Raw genomic sequence first — 19,943 nt, forward strand, 5'->3', positions numbered from 1 at the left:
GAAACTTTTTTTAGAAAAGAGACTCTTATGTAGGATTAAAAGATCCTAAAAGTGGTTCAATATTAAATGCTGAAATGGCTAGTAATGTTTTTGGATTTGAAGGAAGCTATGCGAAAGTAAATGAAGATATTAAAAATGATTTAACAAGAAACTCAAAAGAGTCTCTGTGCCAAATGAAGTATTTAGCAAAAAATAGTGAAGGTAGACCAAGTGATTATTTTGAACAACACTATAAAGAAATGAAAAATACAAAACCAAAAGACTTACCAATATACGGTGTAGTCGTAACCGGAAAAACAGAGGATTTACAAGGTTTACAAGGAGTACCATATATCCCGCATTAACGGGCAGTAAGACTCCCACCTTAAAGTTCGGCTGGAGCAAAGAAGTTAGGTGGGAGATCAACTGCCCGTAAATGCCCGATTGGTTCAACTAATAATCAGTGGGGAATGAACCCTCCCACTGATTAAAGTTTCACTTTATTAAGGCGGCTGTTAGAGGTGTAACAGTGGAGAAATATTAATTACAGTTAATTAATGTGAATAATCAGAAAACTTATGTTATAATATGGGAAAAGGAGGCTAATATGAAGCAAATACATGGAGCAATTTATATTTACATAACAATATTTCTCGTGGTGATATCCTATGGTTTAGGGCACGTGTATTCGCATCCTATATTAACTTTTTTAAGTGGAGCATGTATGGTGTTTGCGTTTCTTGTCCACCTTTTCTCAGTCTGGATCGTGAAATTTCAATTAAATATTAGTGAAATAGAAGAAGGCACTTTTTGAGTGGCCTTCTTTTTTAATAATATTTAGGAAGCTCTTGTAGTAATTTTTCAATTGCGCATTCGGTTTTTTTACATATAGACAGTGTGCGTAGTCTGAAAAATAAGCTACGTAAGAAAGATTTTATATTTCCGTATAGAAATTCATACGATTCAATGTGTAGTGTTTGTTTTTGAGTTTGTAATTGAGCTACTAAATCACCGAGGGCTATTATGAGTACTTCTTCCTTTAGATCATTTTGTAGCATTGCAACAATCGGATAAACGAGACGCTCATCTTCTTCATATTTGTAATAGATGGAATGGACACAGACTTTGTTTAATAAAGTTTGTAGTAGTTCTTCGTAATGTGAAGTTTCCAGTTTAGGATTATTAACAAGCGCTTCAAACGTATCGGAAGCATGAGCGATACTATGTGCCCAGCCATGGTCTTGCACATACCCACGGAAATCATGTTCTTTGTTCATATATAGAATTAATTTATCTTTCACATTTAAAATATCAGTCTGTGATAAGAAATTATGATTTGTATCAGCATCAATAATGAGCGCAATTAATAATGTTGTAAATGCACGGGTAAATACAGCATCTTCGTCATCTGAATGAATTTTATACAATAAATATTTTTCACTAATGCTTTCTAATAATAGGTTCTGTAATTGTGTGTGTGAAAGGTAGTCCTTTTTGATGAGATGATAAAAAGTAGAGTAAATGAGTTTGTCTCTTAAATAGCTATCGGTAACACCGATTTGTTCAAGCATATTGGAACTTAAAGAATCAATGTTAAGTGTGTTATCCAGTATGTAATTATTATTACGAATTTTTTCTAACTGTTGTTGTAGCATATAAACCTCCTATTTTAGAAAATTCTGTATTTTAATAGTATAATAAGAAGAAGAAATAGACAATAAATAAGTGCTTTTGAATGGAGGGTTATTATGAGGAGAGCATTATTCTTTTTCATTAGTATTTTCTTTTTAGGAAGTTGTTCGATTTCGTATGTTACTTTTTCTAGCGAGAGCAAAAGTTGGACGGGGCAATATAAAGGGTATGTCATATTAAGAAATGACACGGTGTTTTTTGTCGGTGATAAAACGTTTGAAACAAAAGTAGAGTTGCAAAATTATATGGAACAACAAATGAATAAAGAGTATCCATCAGATACAGTCTTGAGCTTTAAGGATAAAAACGCATATGATCAATTAAAAACAGGGGATAAAATAAATGTATGGTCTTCTCAAATACTTGAAAGCTACCCAGCAAAAATGATTGTAGAGAAATTTGAACTAGTAGAGAAATAGAAAAAGGTAGCGATCACGCTACCTTTTTTATTATTTCACAAATTGTAATTCTTTCGGGAACTTCGTTAAAATTTCTGATCCGTCTTTTGTGATGTAAATATCATCTTCAATACGAACACCGCCTACGTTTGGTACGTAAATACCTGGCTCGATTGTGAAGACCATGCCTTCTCTTAATAGAGACTCATTGCCTTCTTTTACATCTGGAAATTCGTGTACGCTAATTCCAAGTCCGTGACCAAGGCGGTGTGGGAAGAAGTCTCCGTAACCTGCATCTGCGATAACAGAGCGAGCAGCGTTGTCAATTGCACCAAATGTAACGCCTGGTTTACATGCTTCAACTGCTTGTAGTTGTCCAGCAAGTACAGTGTTGTAAATGCGCGTTTGTTCTTCAGAAATATCACCAAATGCTACTGTACGTGTAATGTCAGAGCAATAACCTTCAATGATTACACCTAAATCAAATAGTACGAAATCGCCGCGTTTCATTTTGTTTGCGCCCGGAATACCGTGTGGAAGAGCAGAGTTTGCACCTGCTAATACCATCGTATCGAATGACATTTTATGGATGCCTTTTGTTTTTAATTCATGCTCAATAATTGCTAATACTTCTAGCTCACTACGATTTTCTTTAATTGCATTTACACCAACTTCAACAGCATAATCTGCCATTTTAGCTGCTTCACGTAAAATAGAAAGTTCTTTTTCATCTTTAATTAAGCGAAGCTCGCGAACTTTCTCTTCAGCTGATTTGAAAGCTGCATTTGGGAATAATTTTGTTAATTCTTCGTAGCGCTCTACGTTTAAATGTTCTTTTTCAATTGCAACTGCATTTACATCAATACCACGATCTTTAATTGCTTTTGCAATCATATCCCATGGTCTGTCAGTATCAGTAAATCCGATAATTTCATGTGCCCAGCCAGCGTTACGCGCTTGGCCTTCTTCCATTTTAGGACAAATTAAAATAGGTTCTTTTTCTTGGAATACAAACATACCAAGTAGTCTTTCATGTGGTTCACAATGGAAGTTCGTCATGTAGAAAACGTTCGGTGTAGAAGTTAAGAACGCAGCTTCTACGTTTTTTTCTTTTAGCCATTGCATTAAATTTTCTAATCTAGCATTCATCGATTGGCACCCCCGAGATATTTAATTACAAATATAACTTTACATCGGATGAAAGCGTTATGACAAGTAAATCGATGTTAGAAAAGACAGGTAATTGAGAAATCATGTAGAATAAAAAGTGAGAATGTGAATAGGGGAGGAATGTAATGATGAAAGTATCTTATCACGGGCATTCAGTTGTAAAGATTGAAACGAATGGAAAAGTTATTTTAATTGATCCGTTTTTAACAGGAAATCCGAAAACAGATTTAAAGGCTGAAGATGTAAAAGTTGATGCGATTATTTTATCGCACGGACACGGTGATCATGTCGGCGATACAGTAGCGTTAGCAAAGAAAAATAATGCGGTCGTTGTGGCACCGTTTGAATTAGCGACATTTTTAGGATGGCAAGGTGTAAATACACATCCAATGCATATTGGTGGTTCACATAAATTTGACTTTGGAAAAGTAAAATTCACTCAAGCATTCCACGGCTCTAGTTATATTGATGAAGAAAATAAGACGATTACATATACAGGTATGCCAGCTGGTATTTTGTTCACAGCAGAAGAGAAAACGGTATATCATGCAGGAGATACTGCTTTATTCTCTGATATGAAGTTAATTGGAGAACTTAATAATATTGATGTAGCATTTTTGCCAATTGGTGATAATTTCACAATGGGGCCAGAAGATGCTGTGTTAGCGGCAAAATGGATAGAGGCGAAAACAGTTGTACCGATGCATTACAATACGTTCCCAGTTATTGAACAAGATCCATATCAATTTGTAGAAAAGCTACAAAATTGTACAGGGAAAGTGTTAGAAGCTGGAGAAAGTATTACACTATAAAAAAGAAACCCTTCATTTGAAATGACAAGTGAAGGGTTTTTTATGTGTGTAGTATAGTTTTTAAAGTTTGCACTTGTTTAGGGGATTCTTTTCTTTTTGGAAGTGGCTGTTCGGGTGTTTCATTCAACTCCATTGCAACTTTTTTCCCATCTACGAAAGCTAAAAATACAGCACCTACAACCTCTAAAAATTTTTTCATCATGTATTCGCTCCTTTGTTTCATTTCTTGTCTTAATTGTATATGGAATCGAGTGGACAAACTATCGAACGAGATGACAACAGCATTACATTGTTGTAATAGAGTGACTGGTGGAATGTAAGGAGCATTTTGTTATAAAAAAAATAGTACAGACATACAAAGAGAGAGTGTAACAGTTTTGAAAATATAGTATACTGAAAATACAACACATGAAGAATTTAGGGAAAAGAAAGTATGGTGAAACCATTTGGCTACCAAACATAATCAAATTTTAGAACATATTAATAGCCTGCCAGTAGGGCATAAAATTTCTGTGCGGCAAATTGCGAAAGATTTAAGTGTAAGTGAAGGGACAGCTTACCGTGCAATTAAAGACGCAGAAAATAAAGGGTATGTTAGTACAATTGAACGTGTCGGAACAATTCGAATTGAACAAAAAAAGAAAGAGAATATCGAAAAACTGACATATGCAGAAGTCATTAACATTGTCGATGGTCAAGTACTTGGGGGCAGAGAAGGGCTACATAAAACATTAAATAAATTCGTAATCGGGGCTATGAAATTAGAAGCGATGATGCGCTATACAGAAGCAGGGAATTTACTTATCATCGGTAACCGTACGAACGCACATCAATTAGCACTGGAAGCTGGGGCAGCAGTGTTAATTACGGGCGGATTTGATACGGAAGATCATGTGAAGAAATTAGCAGACGAATTAAAGCTTCCAATTATTTCGAGTAGTTATGATACATTTACGGTCGCGACTTTAATTAACCGTGCAATTTATGATCAACTTATCAAGAAAGAAATTGTACTCGTTGAAGATATTTTAACGCCAATTGAAGAAACGTTATATTTAAAGCCAAATGATACAGTACAGCAATGGCATGCGTATAATGAAGAAACTATGCATGGACGTTATCCAATTGTTGATGAAAATAAAAAGGTGTTAGGTATCGTAACTTCAAAAGATATGATTGGTGTCGTGAAAGAAACACCAATTGATAAAGTGATGACAAAGCACCCGATTACGGTAAACGGAAAAATGTCTGTTGCAGCTGCGGCACGTATGATGGTGTGGGAAGGTATTGAATTGCTTCCTGTTGTGGAAGAAGGGAATAAATTGCAAGGGATCATTAGTCGTCAAGATGTACTTCAGGCGCTGCAAATGATTCAACGTCAACCGCAAGTTGGCGAAACAATTGATGACATTGTAACGAATCAATTTATGACACCGAAAGAAGCGAAAAATGAGCATTTGTATCAATTTTCAGTGACGCCACAAATGACGAATTCAATCGGGACGTTATCTTACGGTGTATTCACAACAATTGTGACAGAAGCAACAAACCGCGTCATTCGTGCGCAGAAGAAGAGCGATTTAATTGTTGAAAACTTAACCATTTATTTCGTTAAGCCAGTTCAAATTGATAATGTTGTATCAGTTCATCCGAAAGTATTAGAAATTGGGCGTAAATTTGGTAAGGTTGATGTAGAAGTGCATCATGAAGGTAATGTTGTCGGGAAAGCGTTACTTATGGTGCAATTGATCGATAAATAAAAAGGTGGAACAAATCGCTTTGGTTTGTTCCATCTTTTTTTGTTTTATCCCGCTATTTGTGGGCAGTAAGACTCCCACCTCAAAATTCGGCGAATGCGAGGAAGTTAGGTGGGTGATAACTGCCCGTAAAAGCCCGATTGGTGAAGGCTAATAATCAGTGGGGGATGGACAAAACCCCCACTGATTAAAGTTTCACTTTATTTGGTTTTGAAGTTATTACTAAAGATGTGGAAGTGTTTTAGCGGGAAAGAAATAGCAGGATATATATGAGGAGACGTAATTATATGGTTAAAAAACAGAATATTAATTTAATTAGAAGTCATACTATGTTATAACTGTATTATAAGATAATAGATGTCGGAAGGTGGTATGCCATATGTCATCAGAAGTACTCTTTTTTGGTGGTATCGCACTCTTTTACTTTCTTGTGATGATACCAATTCAATATTTATATTTACAAGGATTGCATGAAAAAAAGAAAAGAACAGGATTATCTCAGCAAGAATTATACAAACAGATGTCTTTTGAAGAAGAACAATTACATTTTCACGTGCAAGGTAATCTCTTTAATATACCATCTGCGTTTGTTGCATATATGATTTTGAAAGTGAAGGGACGTAAAAAAGCATCACAATATTGATGCTTTTTTTACGTTGTTTTATAAGATTCGGCTTCTTTGACTGCTAATGGTAGAAAATGTTTATATTGGCGGAATCCATTAAATGTACTCGCGCTGCCAAGTAAAATAAACAAAACACCAACGATAATGCGTGCAGTTGAAAGTTCTAAAAAGAATTGGTTTATCCCAAAGAATAGGACGAATAAGCCGAGTGCCATTGCGGATTTTCCTGAGAGCCAACCTTTCTCCATTGGACGGTTTGTACGAAAGAATTTTGTTTTGTAGAAGAGGTACAACACAAATGAGATGATAATACAAAAGACGAATACTGGCATAATAAACGCTCCCATCGATTGGTATAAAAATAACAATTTAGAAAAAAGAAAAATCTAAACTTTCTAATTTTTATTATAAAGCAATTGTTCGCATGTATGAAATGTTTTCCGTTATAATGGGGGATAAAGTGAAACTTTAATTAGTGTGGGGAGATCCCACACACTAATTATTAGCCCTCACAAATCGGGCTTTTACGTGCATCCAGGCTCCAAATTAATTTTGCCCCATTGTTTTTAATACTTTTGAGGTGGGAGTCTTACTACACGTTAATGCGGGATAAAATGAAGAAGTTGAATAAAAAGGAGATTATACATATGCATGAGCAAATTTTAGGAGCAATTAAAGAGTTTGATACAATTATTATTCATCGTCATGTACGTCCGGATCCAGATGCGTTAGGTTCTCAGTGCGGACTTGGTACAATTCTGCAAGAATCGTTTCCAGAGAAAAATATTTATATGGTTGGGTACAACGAGCCTTCTTTAGCGTTTTTACGAGTAATGGATGATATTGAAGATAGTGTATATGAAGATGCACTTGTTATCGTTTGTGATACAGCAAATCAAGAGCGTGTTTGTGATCAGCGTTATGCAAAAGGAAAGATGGTAATTAAAATTGATCATCATCCGAATGAAGACCCGTACGGAGATATTACGTGGGTGGATACGACAGCTAGTTCTACAAGTGAAATGATTTATGAGTTTTACAGTTATGGAAAAGATAAAGGATTAACGATATCAAAGGAAGCAGCTCGCCTGATTTTAGCGGGTATTGTCGGTGATACAGGTCGTTTCTTATTCCCAAATACAACAGCGAAAACACTTCGTTACGTAAGTGAGCTTGTTGATATGGACGTGAAATTCACAGATTTATACAATGAAATGTATAAGACAAAAGAAAAGATTGCTCGTTTAAACGGTTATATTTTACAAAATTTCACGATGATAGAAGAAGGCGCAGCATACATTAAATTAACGAAAGAGGTACTAGAAGAGTTTGATGTACTTTCTACTGAAGCATCTGGTGTTGTCGGGGCGCTTGGTAATATTGATGGATTAAAGGCATGGGTTCTATTTTTAGAGGAAGATGATGTTATTCGTGTTCGTCTTCGCTCAAAAGGACCAGTTATTAATAAATTAGCAATGCAATATAATGGCGGAGGACATCCGATGGCTTCTGGTGCAAAAGCATCTTCTTGGGAAGAAGCGGATCGCCTTTTTGCTGATTTACGTGAGCTGTGTAAATAAGAAGTTGTATGTTGAACGAAAGAGAAGGAGAGGCGCTGAGGCCCTCCTTTTTTATTTTTCTTTCTCTATATCAATACTAATTTCAAGTACGGTATCAAAAGAGACTGTATCTACTTTAAAGCGGTATATACGATCGTAATGTTTGTACGTTTTATTTTCGATGACTTTTTTGAGTAGGTCTTTATTTTTTGCGATGCTTTGAATGTTTTTCGTTAAAAGATGCTGGAGATCATTATGGATAGAAGTGGTCATGTTTTCAAGTGTAAGATTGTCTAAATCATATTTTTTTCGATTTATAATTTTTATTTTGATTTCTTGAATTGTTAAGAGTCGTTTATTTTCTGTGTTCAATTTCTCTTGGTCTTCGAGAAGGACGTGGAGTTTTGCTTCTTGTTTTTCGATGATTTCCCTTTGTTCTGCTATTTTACTAGCTTGTTCCTGCTGAAAAACACCGTATATGTACAAAAAAACAAACCAGCTCAACACTCCTCCAACAGCAGCGCCAGCTAAAACTAAATACCACCTTTTGGCTGTATTGGCACTCGGTACCCTCATACATGTTCCTGTGTAAGCCATTTAATAATAATAAGACCAGTTTGCATACCGCCAGTTGCAAAAAAAATAAGGAGAATTTGTTTTACGATATCTTTCATATCTCCGCCAAAGAAGCTTCTTTCAAAGCTATAAAAGGTATCGAACGTTCCGCCAATTGCTGCAACGAGTGCCCAAATCCTTAAATTTTGGGCAAATTGACTAATATAGGTTAGAGCTGGTTTTCCGATGAGAAATGCACCAAATCCGCCAATTAATGAACCACCAAGTATAACTCCAAAGGCAATAAAGTAACTAATAATAAGCAGAGAGAAAAAAGTATGTTCTCTTACATCCATCGTCATTCCCCTTTCTTCTTCATATATATGGACAAAGTATGAGAAGTATGTTTTGATTTCCGCTTTCCTCATCACCTATAATAAAAGTAGTCAGATAGGTAAAGAGAGGGTACAACAGTGAAGTTTGTGCATTTACAATGTCAAACCGTTTTTAGTTTATTAAAAAGTGCTTGTAAAATTGAAGAGCTTGTTATACGGGCGAAAGAGCTTGGATTTTCGTCGCTGGCTATTACGGATGAAAATGTCATGTATGGAGTTATTCCGTTTTATAAAGCATGCAAGAAACATGGTATACAGCCTATTATCGGCTTAACAGCTTCTATTTTTAGTGAAGAAGAAGAAAGGTCTTATCCACTCGTCTTACTTGCTGAGAATGAAATAGGCTATCAAAATTTATTAAAGATTTCTAGCAGCATTATGACGAAGTCAAAAGAAGGTATTCCGAAGAAGTGGCTTGCTCATTATGCGAAAGGATTAATTGCAATTTCACCAGGGAAAGACGGAGAAATTGAACAGTTATTATTAGAAGACAAAGAGAGTCGGGCTGAAGAAGTAGCTCATACGTATCAAAATATGTTCAGCAATTTTTATATAAGTTTGCAGCATCATGCGATTCAAGATGAGCTACTTTTACAAGAAAAACTGCCTGAATTTATTAATAAGGTAAACGTTCCAGTCGTTGCAACAAATGATGTTCGCTATATTAATCAAAGTGACGCACTTGTTCATGAATGTTTATTATCTGTTGAAGGCGGAACCAAAATGACTGATCCAGATAGGCCGAGAATGAAAACGGATCAGTATTATTTAAAGTCATCGGATGAAATGGAAGCACTATTTTCCCATGCTGAGGAAGCGATTCAAAATACAATAACAATCGCAGAACGTTGCCAAGTAGAAATTCCTTTCCATGTAAATCAACTACCGAAGTTTCCTGTTCCATCTAACGAGACGAATGATACGTATTTGCGCCGTGTTTGTGAAGAAGGCTTAAGTAAACGATATGGTACGCCGAAAGAAGTGCATATACAGCGTTTAAATCATGAATTACATGTGATTTCTCGTATGGGATTTAGTGATTATTTCCTCATCGTATGGGACTTTATGAAATATGCACATGAAAATCAGATTTTAACTGGGCCAGGCCGTGGATCGGCAGCGGGTTCACTCGTTTCTTACGTATTGGAAATTACAGATATTGATCCAATTGAATATGACTTATTATTTGAAAGGTTTTTAAACCCTGAACGTGTGACACTTCCAGATATTGATATTGATTTTCCAGATATAAGACGTGATGAGATGATTGGATATGTGAAAGATAAATATGGTCAGCTTCGTGTTGCTCAAATTGTAACGTTCGGAACTCTTGCAGCGAAAGCCGCAATTAGAGACATTGCTCGTGTGATGGGGCTCCCGCCAAGAGATATCGACATATTTTCAAAACTTATCCCATCAAAGCTTGGTATAACGTTAAAAGATGCATATGAGGAATCGCAATCGCTCCGTGAGTTTATACAAGGGAATCTTTTGCATGAGCGTGTGTTTGAAATTGCAAAACGTGTAGAGGGATTACCGCGTCATACGTCTATTCATGCAGCTGGCGTTATAATGAGCCAAGAACCGTTAACGGGAAGTATAGCGATTCAAGAAGGGCATAACGATGTTTATGTTACGCAATATCCAGCTGATGCACTAGAAGAACTTGGATTGCTCAAGATGGATTTTTTAGGCTTACGTAATTTAACGTTACTTGAAAATATTATAAAGTTTATTGTTAAAAAAACTGGGAAACAAATTGATATAAGAAATTTACCTCTTCAAGATGAAAAGACGTTTCAATTGTTAGGAAGAGGGGATACAACAGGTGTATTCCAGCTTGAATCAGGTGGTATGCGAAATGTACTTCGCGGGTTAAAACCGAATGAATTTGAAGACATAGTTGCTGTTAACTCTTTATACAGACCAGGACCGATGGAACAAATTCCAACCTTTATTGAATCGAAGCATGGGGAAAGACGAATTGAATATTTACATCAGGACTTAAAGCCTATTTTAGAACGAACATACGGCGTAATTGTATATCAAGAACAAATAATGCAAATCGCATCGAAGTTAGCTGGATTTTCGCTTGGAGAAGCGGATTTACTGCGCCGTGCTGTGAGTAAAAAGAATCGTGATATTTTAGATCAAGAACGCAAGCACTTTGTTCAAGGTTGTTTGGAAAACGGATACGATGAGACATCTTCAGAACAAATTTACGATTTAATTGTAAGATTTGCGAATTACGGTTTTAACCGAAGTCACGCTGTAGCTTACAGTATGATCGGATACCAGCTTGCATATTTAAAAGCGAATTATACGCTGGAATTTATGACTGCGTTATTATCAAGCGCAATTGGAAATGAAGATAAGATTGTGCAGTATGTACGAGAAACGAAGCGGAAAGGTTTTCACGTTTTACCGCCGTCTCTTCAGAGAAGTGGTTACAACTTCCAAATAGAAGGGAATGCGATTCGATATAGTTTACTTTCGATTCGGAATATCGGAATGGCTACCGTGACTGCGCTACTCGAAGAACGAGAGGAAAAAATGTTCGAAGATTTATTTGAGTTTTGTCTTCGTATGCCATCAAAATTTGTAACAGAGCGAAATTTAGAAGCGTTTGTCTGGTCTGGATGTTTTGACGATTTTGGTGTTTCGAGGACGACGTTATGGAAAAGTCTTAAAGGAGCGTTAGAGTATGCAAATCTTGCACGTGACTTTGATTTAGGGGATGCTGTTCCGAAATCAAAATATGTACAAGGAGAAGAGCTATCCTTTATTGAACAGTTAAATAAGGAGAAGGAAGCACTCGGTTTTTATTTATCTAGCTATCCGACAGCGCAGTATGCGGAGTTAGGAAAAGAATTAGAAATCCCATCTCTTGCTCAGGCGATGCGACATAAGAAAAAAGTACAAAGAGCGATCGTATATATAACAAGTGTGAAAGTTATTCGTACGAAAAAGTTGCAAAAGATGGCGTTTATTACATTCTGTGATCAAAATGATGAAATGGAAGCCGTCATTTTTCCAGAAACGTATATACATTTTTCACACAGGTTACAAGAAGGGGAAATTGTTTTAGTTGATGGTACGATTGAGCAAAGAAATCATAAGTTGCAATGGATCGTGAATGGACTATATCCGCTAGAAAAAATGGATGTTTATGAAGGAATGAAAGAGGCATCTGTTTACGTGAAATTGCCGTCTCAATATGAAAAAAAGCTTGTAAATCAAGTTACAAAAGTATTGTTTGACTATTCAGGTTTTGTGAAAGTACTAATTTATTATGAACAGGAACATAAAATGGTACAATTATCTCGAAGTTTATCAATTCATCCAAGTGAAGAATGCTTAGGAGCACTTCGTGAAATTGTCGGTAACGAAAATGTTGTTGTGAAAATATAATGGACAATTTCCCTATACTTCGATTATTATAGTAGTAGTGTTCGTGGTCAGACCACTTGGAGAAATTGATAGCAGCAAGAATAATTTGAGGAGAGTGGATAGCTTGTCAACACTTCGTGAAGAAGCACTTCATATGCATAAAGTGCATCAAGGAAAATTAGAAACTGTATCAAAAGTAAAAGTAGAAAATGCAAAAGATTTAAGTCTTGCATATTCTCCAGGGGTTGCAGAGCCTTGTAAAGAAATTTATGACGATAAAAGTAAGGTATATGAATATACAATGAAGGGAAATATGGTAGCAGTTGTGACAGATGGAACGGCTGTACTTGGTCTTGGTAACATTGGACCTGAAGCATCTCTTCCAGTAATGGAAGGTAAAGCTGTATTATTCAAGAGCTTTGCTGGCGTAGATGCATTCCCGATTGCCTTAAATACAAACGATGTAGATAAAATTGTTGAAACTGTAAAATTAATGGAGCCAACTTTTGGCGGTGTAAACTTAGAAGATATCGCAGCACCAAACTGCTTCGTTATTGAAGAACGTTTGAAAAAAGAGACAAACATTCCGATATTCCATGATGATCAACACGGAACAGCTATCGTAACAGTAGCAGGTCTTGTGAACGCGCTGAAGTTAGTTGGAAAGAAAATGTCCGACATTAAAGTTGTCGCAAATGGTGCAGGTGCAGCAGGTATTGCAATCATTAAACTTTTATATCGCTATGGTGTACGTGACGTTATTATGTGTGACCGTAAAGGTGCAATCTATGAAGGTCGTCCTGTCGGTATGAATCCGGTGAAGGATGAAGTTGCAAAATATACAAATAAGAATCGTATCGAAGGTTCTTTAGCTGACGTTTTACAAGGTGCGGACGTATTCATTGGTGTATCTGCAGCAGGTGCGTTAAATGAAGAGATGGTTCGTACAATGAATGACGATGCAATTATTTTTGCAATGGCGAATCCGGTTCCAGAAATTATGCCAGAATTGGCAAAAGCAGCGGGCGCAGCTGTTGTTGGAACAGGTCGTTCTGACTTCCCGAACCAAGTAAATAATGTACTAGCGTTCCCAGGTATTTTCCGCGGTGCACTTGATGTACATGCGACACAAATTAATGAAGAAATGAAGATGGCAGCTGTACAAGCCATTGCAGAGCTTGTATCAGACGATGAGTTGAATGCAGACCATATCATTCCAGCGCCATTTGACGCGCGTGTAGCGCCTCAAGTAGCGGCTTACGTTGCGAAAGCAGCAATGGAAACAGGAGTAGCTCGCCGTCAAGTAGATCCAAATGAAGTCGCTGAGAAAACAAGACAATTAGCGCTGATTGGTAAAGAATAAGCGAGGAATTTCCATTGACATCATCAAATACAAAAGTATATCTCGAAATTGTAAAAAAAATCCGATCCATTATGGAAGAGGATTGTTTAGTAGCAGGGGATCGTTTGCCATCTGAGCGTGAGTTAAGTTCACGCTTAAATGTTGGACGTTCCTCTGTAAGAGAAGCATTACGTGCTTTAGAACTGGTAGGATTAATTGAAACGAGACGTGGTGAGGGGACGTTTATTCGAAACTTTTACGATAACGGTCTTGTACAATTAATTGCTCCGTTTTTACTGCAAGATGAGAAAACAATTCGTGATTTATTACAAACAAAACGATTGCTTGAGAAAGATATGATTCGACTTGTATGTAATTTACCGAAAGAAACGTTTTCTGAAGTACTAAGTAAATTACACCAAGTGCTTGAAGAAAATGAAAGCTCAATTCCGGTGCTTCATCAAACGTTCTTTAAAACACTTATTGAACAGTTCGATAATTATTTACTCTATCGCATTTGGATGATCGTAAATGATTACGTTGCAACTCTTTCTTGTGAAGTTTCAGGAGATTCTATCGAAATCTATAGAAAGCTTTATGCTACTTTGGAAGTGAAACAAGAAAATGATGCGTTAAAAATTTACGATGAATTAGTAGAGAATATACAGTTTCACTCGTAATGTATAAAATTTGTCGAAATGACCATGACACGTTATGACAAACATTCTACCGCATAGCGGTTAAAGTTAAACGTAAAGAGAGAGGTTATTAGACAGATTGAGAAGATAAGGCTAACATCAAACATTGGTGTTAGCCCCATTTTCTTCTTACGCTAACCTTAGCTCTCAACGAAGGGGGTCAAATTGTGCTAAGAGATTTATTCGTGAAAAAGAAAAAGTACGCTGCAATACCTTCAGAACAAATACGAAAAGATGTACCAGATGGCGTTATGACAAAATGTCCGAAATGTAAAAAAATCATGTATACGAAAGAACTTCTTAAAAATTTAAAAGTATGCGTGAATTGTGGATATCATCATCCGATGAATGCATGGGAACGCCTTGATAGTATATTGGACGAAGGTTCATTTCGTGAGTATGACAAAGAGATGGTTTCACTAAATCCACTTGAGTTTCCGGGATATGAAGAGAAACTAGAAAACGATCGTAAGAAGACTGAATTGTATGAAGCGGTTGTAACTGGTGAAGGAACAATTGATGACATGCTTGTTGTTGTTGCAGTAATGGATTCTCGTTTTCGAATGGGCAGCATGGGCTCTGTTGTAGGAGAAAAAATTGCTCGTGCGGTTGAAAAGGCATACGACTTACAGGTTCCATTTATTATCTTTACTGCGTCGGGTGGTGCCCGTATGCAAGAAGGGATATTAAGTTTAATGCAAATGGCGAAAACAAGCGTAGCTTTGAAAAAGCATAGTAATGCAGGAGGGTTATTTATTTCTGTTATGACTCACCCGACGACGGGCGGGGTTTCAGCGAGTTTCGCTTCACTTGGTGATTACAATCTTGCGGAGCCAGGTGCACTTATCGGCTTTGCTGGTAGACGCGTAATTGAACAAACAGTGCGTGAGAAACTGCCAGAAGATTTCCAAACGGCAGAATTTTTACTAGAGCACGGTCAATTAGATGCGGTGGTGCATCGTGATGATATGAGAGAATCACTCCGTAAGATTTTAGAAGTTCATCAAGGAGGGGAAATGGCTGTATGGCAGAGCTAGAATTTGAGAAACCAGTTGTTGAGCTAAGAAATAAGATTCGTGAACTGAAAGACTATACGAAAAACAGCCAGATGGACTTCAGTGAGGAGATTCGTATTTTGGAAGACAAGCTAGAAAAACTAGAGGAAGATATATACGGCAATATGAAAGTATGGGACCGTGTTCAAATTGCTCGTCATGCAGAACGACCGACAACGCTCGATTATATTGAGCACTTATTTACTAATTTTTTTGAATGTCATGGAGATCGCCTATTTGGCGACGATGCAGCGATTGTCGGCGGCATTGCGAAATATAAGGGGATGCCTGTAACTGTAATTGGGCACCAACGCGGAAAAGATACGAAAGAAAATATTCGTCGTAATTTTGGGATGCCTCATCCAGAAGGATATCGAAAAGCACTGCGTCTAATGAAACAAGCGGAAAAGTTTAATCGTCCCATTATTTGTTTCATCGATACGAAGGGAGCTTATCCTGGTAAAGCAGCTGAAGAACGTGGACAAAGTGAGGCAATTGCCCGTAATTTATTTGAGATGGCGGGTTTAACTGTACCTGTTATTTGCATTGTTATCGGTGAAGGTGGTAGCGGTGGTGCGTTAGGTCTTGGAGTAGGAGATTACATTCACATGCTGGAAAATTCCACTTATTCTGTCATTACACCAGAGGGTGCGGCGGCGATTCTTTGGAAAGATGCTGGTAAAGCAAAAGAAGCTGCAGAAGCGATGAAAATTACAGCATTAGATTTGAAAGAATTAGGTGTAATTGACGAAATTATTCCAGAGGCAAAAGGCGGAGCGCATCGTAATGTTTTGAAACAATCAGAAAATATAGATTTAATGCTTAAGAAAACTTTTGAACAATTAAGCGGAATTTCGAAAGATGAATTAATCGAAAAACGTTATGAAAAATATATGAAAATTGGGCAAGTTTCGTTTTCAAACGCTTCCATTGGGATAAAATAAGAAAAGCGTGCGTTCCTCTTCGCGAATGCACGTTTTTATTATGAAAAGACACATCTTCTCCATTGTGTTTTTGTATTTTTTCGTGTTATTTTATTATAAGGCAAATAATCTTTATGAGGTGAGTACAAATGAAACGTATTGGTGTATTAACGAGTGGTGGAGATTCACCTGGTATGAATGCTGCCATTCGTGCAGTTGTTCGTAAAGCGATTTTCCATGATATTGAAGTATATGGTATTTACCATGGATACGCTGGTTTAATTTCTGGTCATATTGAAAAATTAGAACTTGGTTCTGTTGGCGATATTATCCACCGCGGTGGTACAAAATTATATACAGCAAGATGTCCTGAGTTTAAAGACCCAGAAGTACGACTAAAAGGAATCGAGCAATTAAAGAAACATGGTATTGAAGGACTTGTTGTTATTGGTGGAGATGGTTCTTACCAAGGCGCAAAAAAATTAACTGAGCAAGGATTCCCATGTGTAGGTGTACCAGGTACAATCGACAATGATATCCCTGGAACAGACTTCACAATTGGTTTCGATACAGCTTTAAATACTGTTATTGATGCAATTGATAAAATCCGTGATACAGCTACATCTCATGAACGTACATATGTTATCGAAGTAATGGGACGTCACGCTGGAGATATCGCATTATGGGCTGGTTTAGCTGATGGTGCAGAAACTATCTTAATTCCAGAAGAAAAGTATGACATGGAAGATGTTATCGCTCGTCTGAAACGCGGTAGTGAACGTGGCAAAAAGCACAGTATTATCGTTGTAGCTGAAGGTGTTGGAAGTGCAATTGACATCGGTAAGCACATTGAAGAAGCAACAAGCTTTGATACTCGTGTAACTGTATTAGGTCACGTACAACGTGGTGGATCACCAAGTGCACAAGACCGTGTATTAGCTAGTCGTCTTGGCGCAAGAGCAGTTGAATTATTAATTGCTGGTAATGGCGGACGTTGTGTTGGTATTCAAAATAATAAACTTGTTGATCATGACATTATCGAAGCGTTAGCTCAAAAGCATACAATCGATAAAGATATGTATCAATTATCTAAAGAATTATCTATCTAATTGGCTTAATGCCTTGTATTTGGGAACGGTTTCATAATTTTCGGAGGTGCAATATGCGTAAAACTAAAATTGTATGTACTATAGGTCCTGCTAGTGAAAGTATTGAGAAATTAGAGCAATTAATGGAAGCGGGTATGAACGTTGCTCGTTTAAACTTCTCTCATGGTAGCCATGAAGAGCATGGAGCTCGTATTAAAAATATTCGTGAAGCTTCAAAGAAAACTGGTAAAACAGTTGGTATCTTACTTGATACAAAAGGTCCAGAAATCCGTACACATGACTTCGTAGACGGACAAGCTGAGCTTGTAACAGGTGCAGAAGTAATTCTTTCTACTGAACAAGTATTAGGAACTGCAGAGAAGTTCTCTGTATCTTATGCTGGTCTTTATGATGATGTTGATCCAGGTTCTCGTATTCTAATCGATGACGGTCTTATCGAACTAGAAGTAATCGAGAAAGCTGACGGAGACATCCGTACAAAAGTATTAAACAGCGGAACTGTAAAAAATAAAAAAGGTGTTAACGTACCAAACGTAAGCATTAAGCTTCCTGGTATCACTGAAAAAGACGTACAAGATATCGTTTTCGGTATCGAGCAAAAAGTTGATTTCATCGCAGCATCTTTCGTACGTAAAGCATCTGACGTATTAGAAATTCGTGAATTATTAGAAGGGCATAACGCTCAATACATCCAAATTGTACCAAAAATCGAAAACCAAGAAGGTATCGACAATATCGATTCAATCTTAGAAGTTTCTGACGGTTTAATGGTTGCTCGTGGTGATATGGGTGTAGAAATTCCACCAGAAGAAGTACCATTAGTACAAAAACGTCTAATCAAAAAATGTAACGTATTAGGCAAACCAGTTATTACTGCAACACAAATGTTAGATTCTATGCAACGTAACCCACGTCCAACTCGTGCGGAAGCAAGTGACGTAGCAAACGCAATCTTCGATGGAACAGATGCAATCATGCTTTCAGGTGAAACTGCTGCGGGTCAATACCCTGTAGAATCTGTAACAATGATGGCTAACATTGCGGTACGTGTTGAAAAATCATTACAATATGAAGATATGTTCAAAAAACGTATTAAAGAGTTCACTCCAACAATTACAGATGCAATTAGCCAATCTGTTGCGCATACAGCACTTGCTCTTGATGTAGCTGCAATCGTAGCTCCAACAGAAAGTGGACATACTGCGAAAATGATCTCTAAATACCGTCCGAAATCTCCAATCGTAGCTGTAACATCTGACGAGCAAGTAGGACGTCGTCTTGCACTTGTTTGGGGTGTACAAGCGTTTATGGCTGGAAAACGTGCAGCGTCTACTGATGAAATGTTAGATACAGCAATTCAAACAGGTATGGATGCGGGTCTAATCGGACTTGGAGATACTGTAGTAATCACTGCTGGTGTACCAGTTGCTGAAACTGGTACAACAAACTTAATGAAAATCCACGTTGTTGGTGAAGAAGTTGCTAAAGGACAAGGAATCGGTCGTAAAGCTGCAAAAGGTAAAGTAGTTGTAGCGAAAACAGCTGCTGAAGCTGTAGCGAACGTAAACAAAGGTGATATCCTTGTTACAACAAGTACTGATAAAGATATGATTCCTGCAATTGAAAAAGCTGCAGCTCTAGTTGTAGAAGAAGGCGGTCTAACAAGCCATGCAGCTGTTGTGGGTGTATCAATCGGTATTCCTGTTATCGTTGGTGTAAACGGCGTAACAACAACTTTAAAAAGTGGCCAAGAAGTAACAGTTGATGCAGCACGCGGAATTGTTTATAATGGACATGCGGAAGTGCTATAAGAAGTAATACGGAGAGAAGGATCGGAGTCCTTCTCTTTTTTTTACACAAAAAAGGATAGAGATAGCTTTAAATACTTGAAATTGCTTCGAAAAACGTTTGTTATAATGTCTAGCGGGAAGAGGGTTATTCGTCCTTTGTAAAGCTTGTATGAGTGTTTTAAGGGGCTTATAAGGGTTTTTGCAAGGTGATGGCGGGAAAAGTTATGCCTTTCACCTTTCGAATGAAATATGAAGGAGTGTGGAGCTGTGAAGTGGTTGCTATTCTTACTTATTGTAATACCGGCGATTGAGATTGCGGTATTGATAGGATCGAGTCATGTAATAGGTTTATGGTCTACGTTCGCTATGATTGTATTTACGGGTATTGTGGGTGTATATTTGGCGAAACGACAAGGGTTTAAAGTACTTAGAGAGATTCAATTTAGGTTAAATAGAGGAGAAATGCCGGGTGATACGGTTCTAGATGGTATTTTTATATTCGTAGGAGGTATTCTTTTAGTACTGCCTGGATATGTGACGGATATAATAGGTTTTATCTTTGTTGTTCCTGTAACGAGGGCTTTATTGAAGCCGGTTGTTATGAAGTGGATTGATTGGAAATTTAGAAAGAGAACTACTATTATTGTTCAGAAATAACGCGTAGATTATAGCGATCTATGCGTTATTTTTTTAT

20 protein-coding genes and 1 pseudogene are annotated in these 19,943 nt (G+C 37.2%); 15 read left to right on the top strand and 6 right to left on the bottom strand.

Annotation, left to right across the window (positions count from 1 at the left end; translation table 11 throughout):
• Positions 1-14 precede the first annotated feature (14 nt).
• Positions 15-344, top strand: a pseudogene (locus tag ACE38F_RS05940) (anti sigma factor C-terminal domain-containing protein); the annotation flags it as partial.
• 242 nt (positions 345-586) lie between these two features.
• The gene (locus ACE38F_RS05945) at positions 587-793 is read left to right on the top strand and encodes a hypothetical protein (protein ID WP_002160248.1); all 207 of its coding nucleotides are present in this window, start codon (positions 587-589) and stop codon (positions 791-793) included.
• A 13-nt stretch (positions 794-806) separates the two neighbouring features.
• Here the strand turns inward: ACE38F_RS05945 and ACE38F_RS05950 are convergent, their stop codons facing one another.
• Entirely contained in the window at positions 807-1,634 is an 828-nt protein-coding gene (locus ACE38F_RS05950; RefSeq protein WP_215554385.1) for a DUF2785 domain-containing protein, read from the bottom strand.
• A gap of 93 nt (positions 1,635-1,727) precedes the next feature.
• On the opposite strand from ACE38F_RS05950, the gene ACE38F_RS05955 reads away from it, so the two are divergent.
• The gene (locus tag ACE38F_RS05955; protein ID WP_215554384.1) at positions 1,728-2,090 is read left to right on the top strand and encodes a DUF3221 domain-containing protein; all 363 of its coding nucleotides are present in this window, start codon (positions 1,728-1,730) and stop codon (positions 2,088-2,090) included.
• 30 nt (positions 2,091-2,120) lie between these two features.
• On the opposite strand, the gene pepQ is transcribed toward ACE38F_RS05955, so the two are convergent.
• A complete protein-coding gene (gene pepQ / locus ACE38F_RS05960) occupies positions 2,121-3,218 on the bottom strand; it encodes a Xaa-Pro dipeptidase (RefSeq protein ID WP_375369989.1) in 1,098 nt (365 codons plus the stop codon).
• A 149-nt stretch (positions 3,219-3,367) separates the two neighbouring features.
• Here pepQ and ACE38F_RS05965 point away from each other — a divergent pair, with 149 nt between their 5' ends.
• Complete coding sequence (locus ACE38F_RS05965) at positions 3,368-4,051, top strand: metal-dependent hydrolase (RefSeq protein WP_375370125.1); 684 nt, start codon at positions 3,368-3,370, stop codon at positions 4,049-4,051.
• Positions 4,052-4,091: 40 nt separating this feature from the next.
• On the opposite strand, the gene ACE38F_RS05970 is transcribed toward ACE38F_RS05965, so the two are convergent.
• The gene (locus ACE38F_RS05970; protein ID WP_341305636.1) at positions 4,092-4,253 is read right to left on the bottom strand and encodes a hypothetical protein; all 162 of its coding nucleotides are present in this window, start codon (positions 4,251-4,253) and stop codon (positions 4,092-4,094) included.
• 244 nt (positions 4,254-4,497) lie between these two features.
• Here ACE38F_RS05970 and ACE38F_RS05975 point away from each other — a divergent pair, with 244 nt between their 5' ends.
• Together ACE38F_RS05975 and ACE38F_RS05980 are read left to right on the top strand one after the other, a co-directional pair.
• Positions 4,498-5,811, top strand: a complete 1,314-nt coding sequence (locus ACE38F_RS05975; RefSeq protein WP_341305637.1) for a DRTGG domain-containing protein — start codon at positions 4,498-4,500, stop codon at positions 5,809-5,811.
• Between the two features lie 376 nt (positions 5,812-6,187).
• Positions 6,188-6,451 carry a DUF3949 domain-containing protein gene (locus tag ACE38F_RS05980; protein ID WP_199671999.1) on the top strand — a complete coding sequence of 88 codons (264 nt, stop codon included), beginning with the start codon at positions 6,188-6,190 and terminating at the stop codon, positions 6,449-6,451.
• Between the two features lie 8 nt (positions 6,452-6,459).
• Here ACE38F_RS05980 and ACE38F_RS05985 read toward each other — a convergent pair whose 3' ends face one another.
• Complete coding sequence (locus ACE38F_RS05985; protein WP_002088950.1) at positions 6,460-6,765, bottom strand: YtpI family protein; 306 nt, start codon at positions 6,763-6,765, stop codon at positions 6,460-6,462.
• Between the two features lie 315 nt (positions 6,766-7,080).
• Here ACE38F_RS05985 and ACE38F_RS05990 point away from each other — a divergent pair, with 315 nt between their 5' ends.
• Positions 7,081-8,013, top strand: a complete 933-nt coding sequence (locus tag ACE38F_RS05990) for a DHH family phosphoesterase (protein WP_341305638.1) — start codon at positions 7,081-7,083, stop codon at positions 8,011-8,013.
• A 51-nt stretch (positions 8,014-8,064) separates the two neighbouring features.
• Here the strand turns inward: ACE38F_RS05990 and ytrI are convergent, their stop codons facing one another.
• Both ytrI and ACE38F_RS06000 read right to left on the bottom strand, forming a co-directional pair.
• Complete coding sequence (ytrI, locus tag ACE38F_RS05995) at positions 8,065-8,568, bottom strand: sporulation membrane protein YtrI (RefSeq protein ID WP_215554378.1); 504 nt, start codon at positions 8,566-8,568, stop codon at positions 8,065-8,067.
• Complete coding sequence (locus tag ACE38F_RS06000; protein WP_078172708.1) at positions 8,565-8,978, bottom strand: YtrH family sporulation protein; 414 nt, start codon at positions 8,976-8,978, stop codon at positions 8,565-8,567. Before ACE38F_RS06000 ends, ytrI begins: the two co-directional genes overlap by 4 nt.
• A 42-nt stretch (positions 8,979-9,020) precedes the next feature.
• Here ACE38F_RS06000 and dnaE point away from each other — a divergent pair, with 42 nt between their 5' ends.
• The 8 genes from dnaE (at position 9,021) to ACE38F_RS06040 (ending at position 19,906) form a co-directional block, all read left to right on the top strand.
• A complete protein-coding gene (dnaE, locus tag ACE38F_RS06005) occupies positions 9,021-12,353 on the top strand; it encodes a DNA polymerase III subunit alpha (protein ID WP_375369988.1) in 3,333 nt (1,110 codons plus the stop codon).
• 133 nt (positions 12,354-12,486) lie between these two features.
• Complete coding sequence (gene ystJ / locus ACE38F_RS06010; protein WP_215556638.1) at positions 12,487-13,695, top strand: NADP-dependent malic enzyme; 1,209 nt, start codon at positions 12,487-12,489, stop codon at positions 13,693-13,695.
• Positions 13,696-13,709: 14 nt separating this feature from the next.
• Positions 13,710-14,354 carry a FadR/GntR family transcriptional regulator gene (locus ACE38F_RS06015; protein ID WP_002160255.1) on the top strand — a complete coding sequence of 215 codons (645 nt, stop codon included), beginning with the start codon at positions 13,710-13,712 and terminating at the stop codon, positions 14,352-14,354.
• Positions 14,355-14,539: 185 nt separating this feature from the next.
• On the top strand, positions 14,540-15,409 hold the full coding sequence (gene accD / locus ACE38F_RS06020) for an acetyl-CoA carboxylase, carboxyltransferase subunit beta (RefSeq protein WP_002160256.1): 870 nt from the start codon (positions 14,540-14,542) through the stop codon (positions 15,407-15,409).
• Positions 15,397-16,371: an acetyl-CoA carboxylase carboxyl transferase subunit alpha gene (gene accA, locus ACE38F_RS06025; RefSeq protein WP_000818787.1), complete on the top strand. Its 975-nt coding sequence runs from the start codon at positions 15,397-15,399 to the stop codon at positions 16,369-16,371. Before accD ends, accA begins: the two co-directional genes overlap by 13 nt.
• A gap of 128 nt (positions 16,372-16,499) precedes the next feature.
• Complete coding sequence (gene pfkA / locus ACE38F_RS06030) at positions 16,500-17,459, top strand: 6-phosphofructokinase (RefSeq protein ID WP_002034288.1); 960 nt, start codon at positions 16,500-16,502, stop codon at positions 17,457-17,459.
• Positions 17,460-17,512: 53 nt separating this feature from the next.
• Positions 17,513-19,270: a pyruvate kinase gene (pyk, locus tag ACE38F_RS06035; protein WP_215554376.1), complete on the top strand. Its 1,758-nt coding sequence runs from the start codon at positions 17,513-17,515 to the stop codon at positions 19,268-19,270.
• A 246-nt stretch (positions 19,271-19,516) separates the two neighbouring features.
• Positions 19,517-19,906, top strand: a complete 390-nt coding sequence (locus tag ACE38F_RS06040; RefSeq protein ID WP_002160258.1) for an FxsA family protein — start codon at positions 19,517-19,519, stop codon at positions 19,904-19,906.
• Positions 19,907-19,943 lie beyond the last annotated feature (37 nt).

It is taken from the genome of Bacillus altaicus (assembly GCF_042136375.2).
In the GTDB taxonomy this organism is placed as follows: domain Bacteria; phylum Bacillota; class Bacilli; order Bacillales; family Bacillaceae_G; genus Bacillus_A; species Bacillus_A cereus_U.

What these genes read in the sequence shown, in the direction of transcription:
- ACE38F_RS05980 (WP_199671999.1), top strand. Translation starts at nt 6,188, where the DNA reads ATGTCATCAGAAGTACTCTTTTTTGGTGGTATCGCACTCTTTTACTTT.
- pfkA (WP_002034288.1), top strand. Translation starts at nt 16,500, where the DNA reads ATGAAACGTATTGGTGTATTAACGAGTGGTGGAGATTCACCTGGTATG.
- pepQ (WP_375369989.1), bottom strand. Translation starts at nt 3,218, where the DNA reads ATGAATGCTAGATTAGAAAATTTAATGCAATGGCTAAAAGAAAAAAAC.
- pyk (WP_215554376.1), top strand. Translation starts at nt 17,513, where the DNA reads ATGCGTAAAACTAAAATTGTATGTACTATAGGTCCTGCTAGTGAAAGT.
- ACE38F_RS05945 (WP_002160248.1), top strand. Translation starts at nt 587, where the DNA reads ATGAAGCAAATACATGGAGCAATTTATATTTACATAACAATATTTCTC.
- ACE38F_RS05990 (WP_341305638.1), top strand. Translation starts at nt 7,081, where the DNA reads ATGCATGAGCAAATTTTAGGAGCAATTAAAGAGTTTGATACAATTATT.
- accA (WP_000818787.1), top strand. Translation starts at nt 15,397, where the DNA reads ATGGCAGAGCTAGAATTTGAGAAACCAGTTGTTGAGCTAAGAAATAAG.
- ystJ (WP_215556638.1), top strand. Translation starts at nt 12,487, where the DNA reads ATGCATAAAGTGCATCAAGGAAAATTAGAAACTGTATCAAAAGTAAAA.
- ytrI (WP_215554378.1), bottom strand. Translation starts at nt 8,568, where the DNA reads ATGAGGGTACCGAGTGCCAATACAGCCAAAAGGTGGTATTTAGTTTTA.
- ACE38F_RS05970 (WP_341305636.1), bottom strand. Translation starts at nt 4,253, where the DNA reads ATGATGAAAAAATTTTTAGAGGTTGTAGGTGCTGTATTTTTAGCTTTC.
- ACE38F_RS05985 (WP_002088950.1), bottom strand. Translation starts at nt 6,765, where the DNA reads ATGCCAGTATTCGTCTTTTGTATTATCATCTCATTTGTGTTGTACCTC.
- ACE38F_RS05965 (WP_375370125.1), top strand. Translation starts at nt 3,368, where the DNA reads ATGAAAGTATCTTATCACGGGCATTCAGTTGTAAAGATTGAAACGAAT.
- ACE38F_RS05955 (WP_215554384.1), top strand. Translation starts at nt 1,728, where the DNA reads ATGAGGAGAGCATTATTCTTTTTCATTAGTATTTTCTTTTTAGGAAGT.
- ACE38F_RS05950 (WP_215554385.1), bottom strand. Translation starts at nt 1,634, where the DNA reads ATGCTACAACAACAGTTAGAAAAAATTCGTAATAATAATTACATACTG.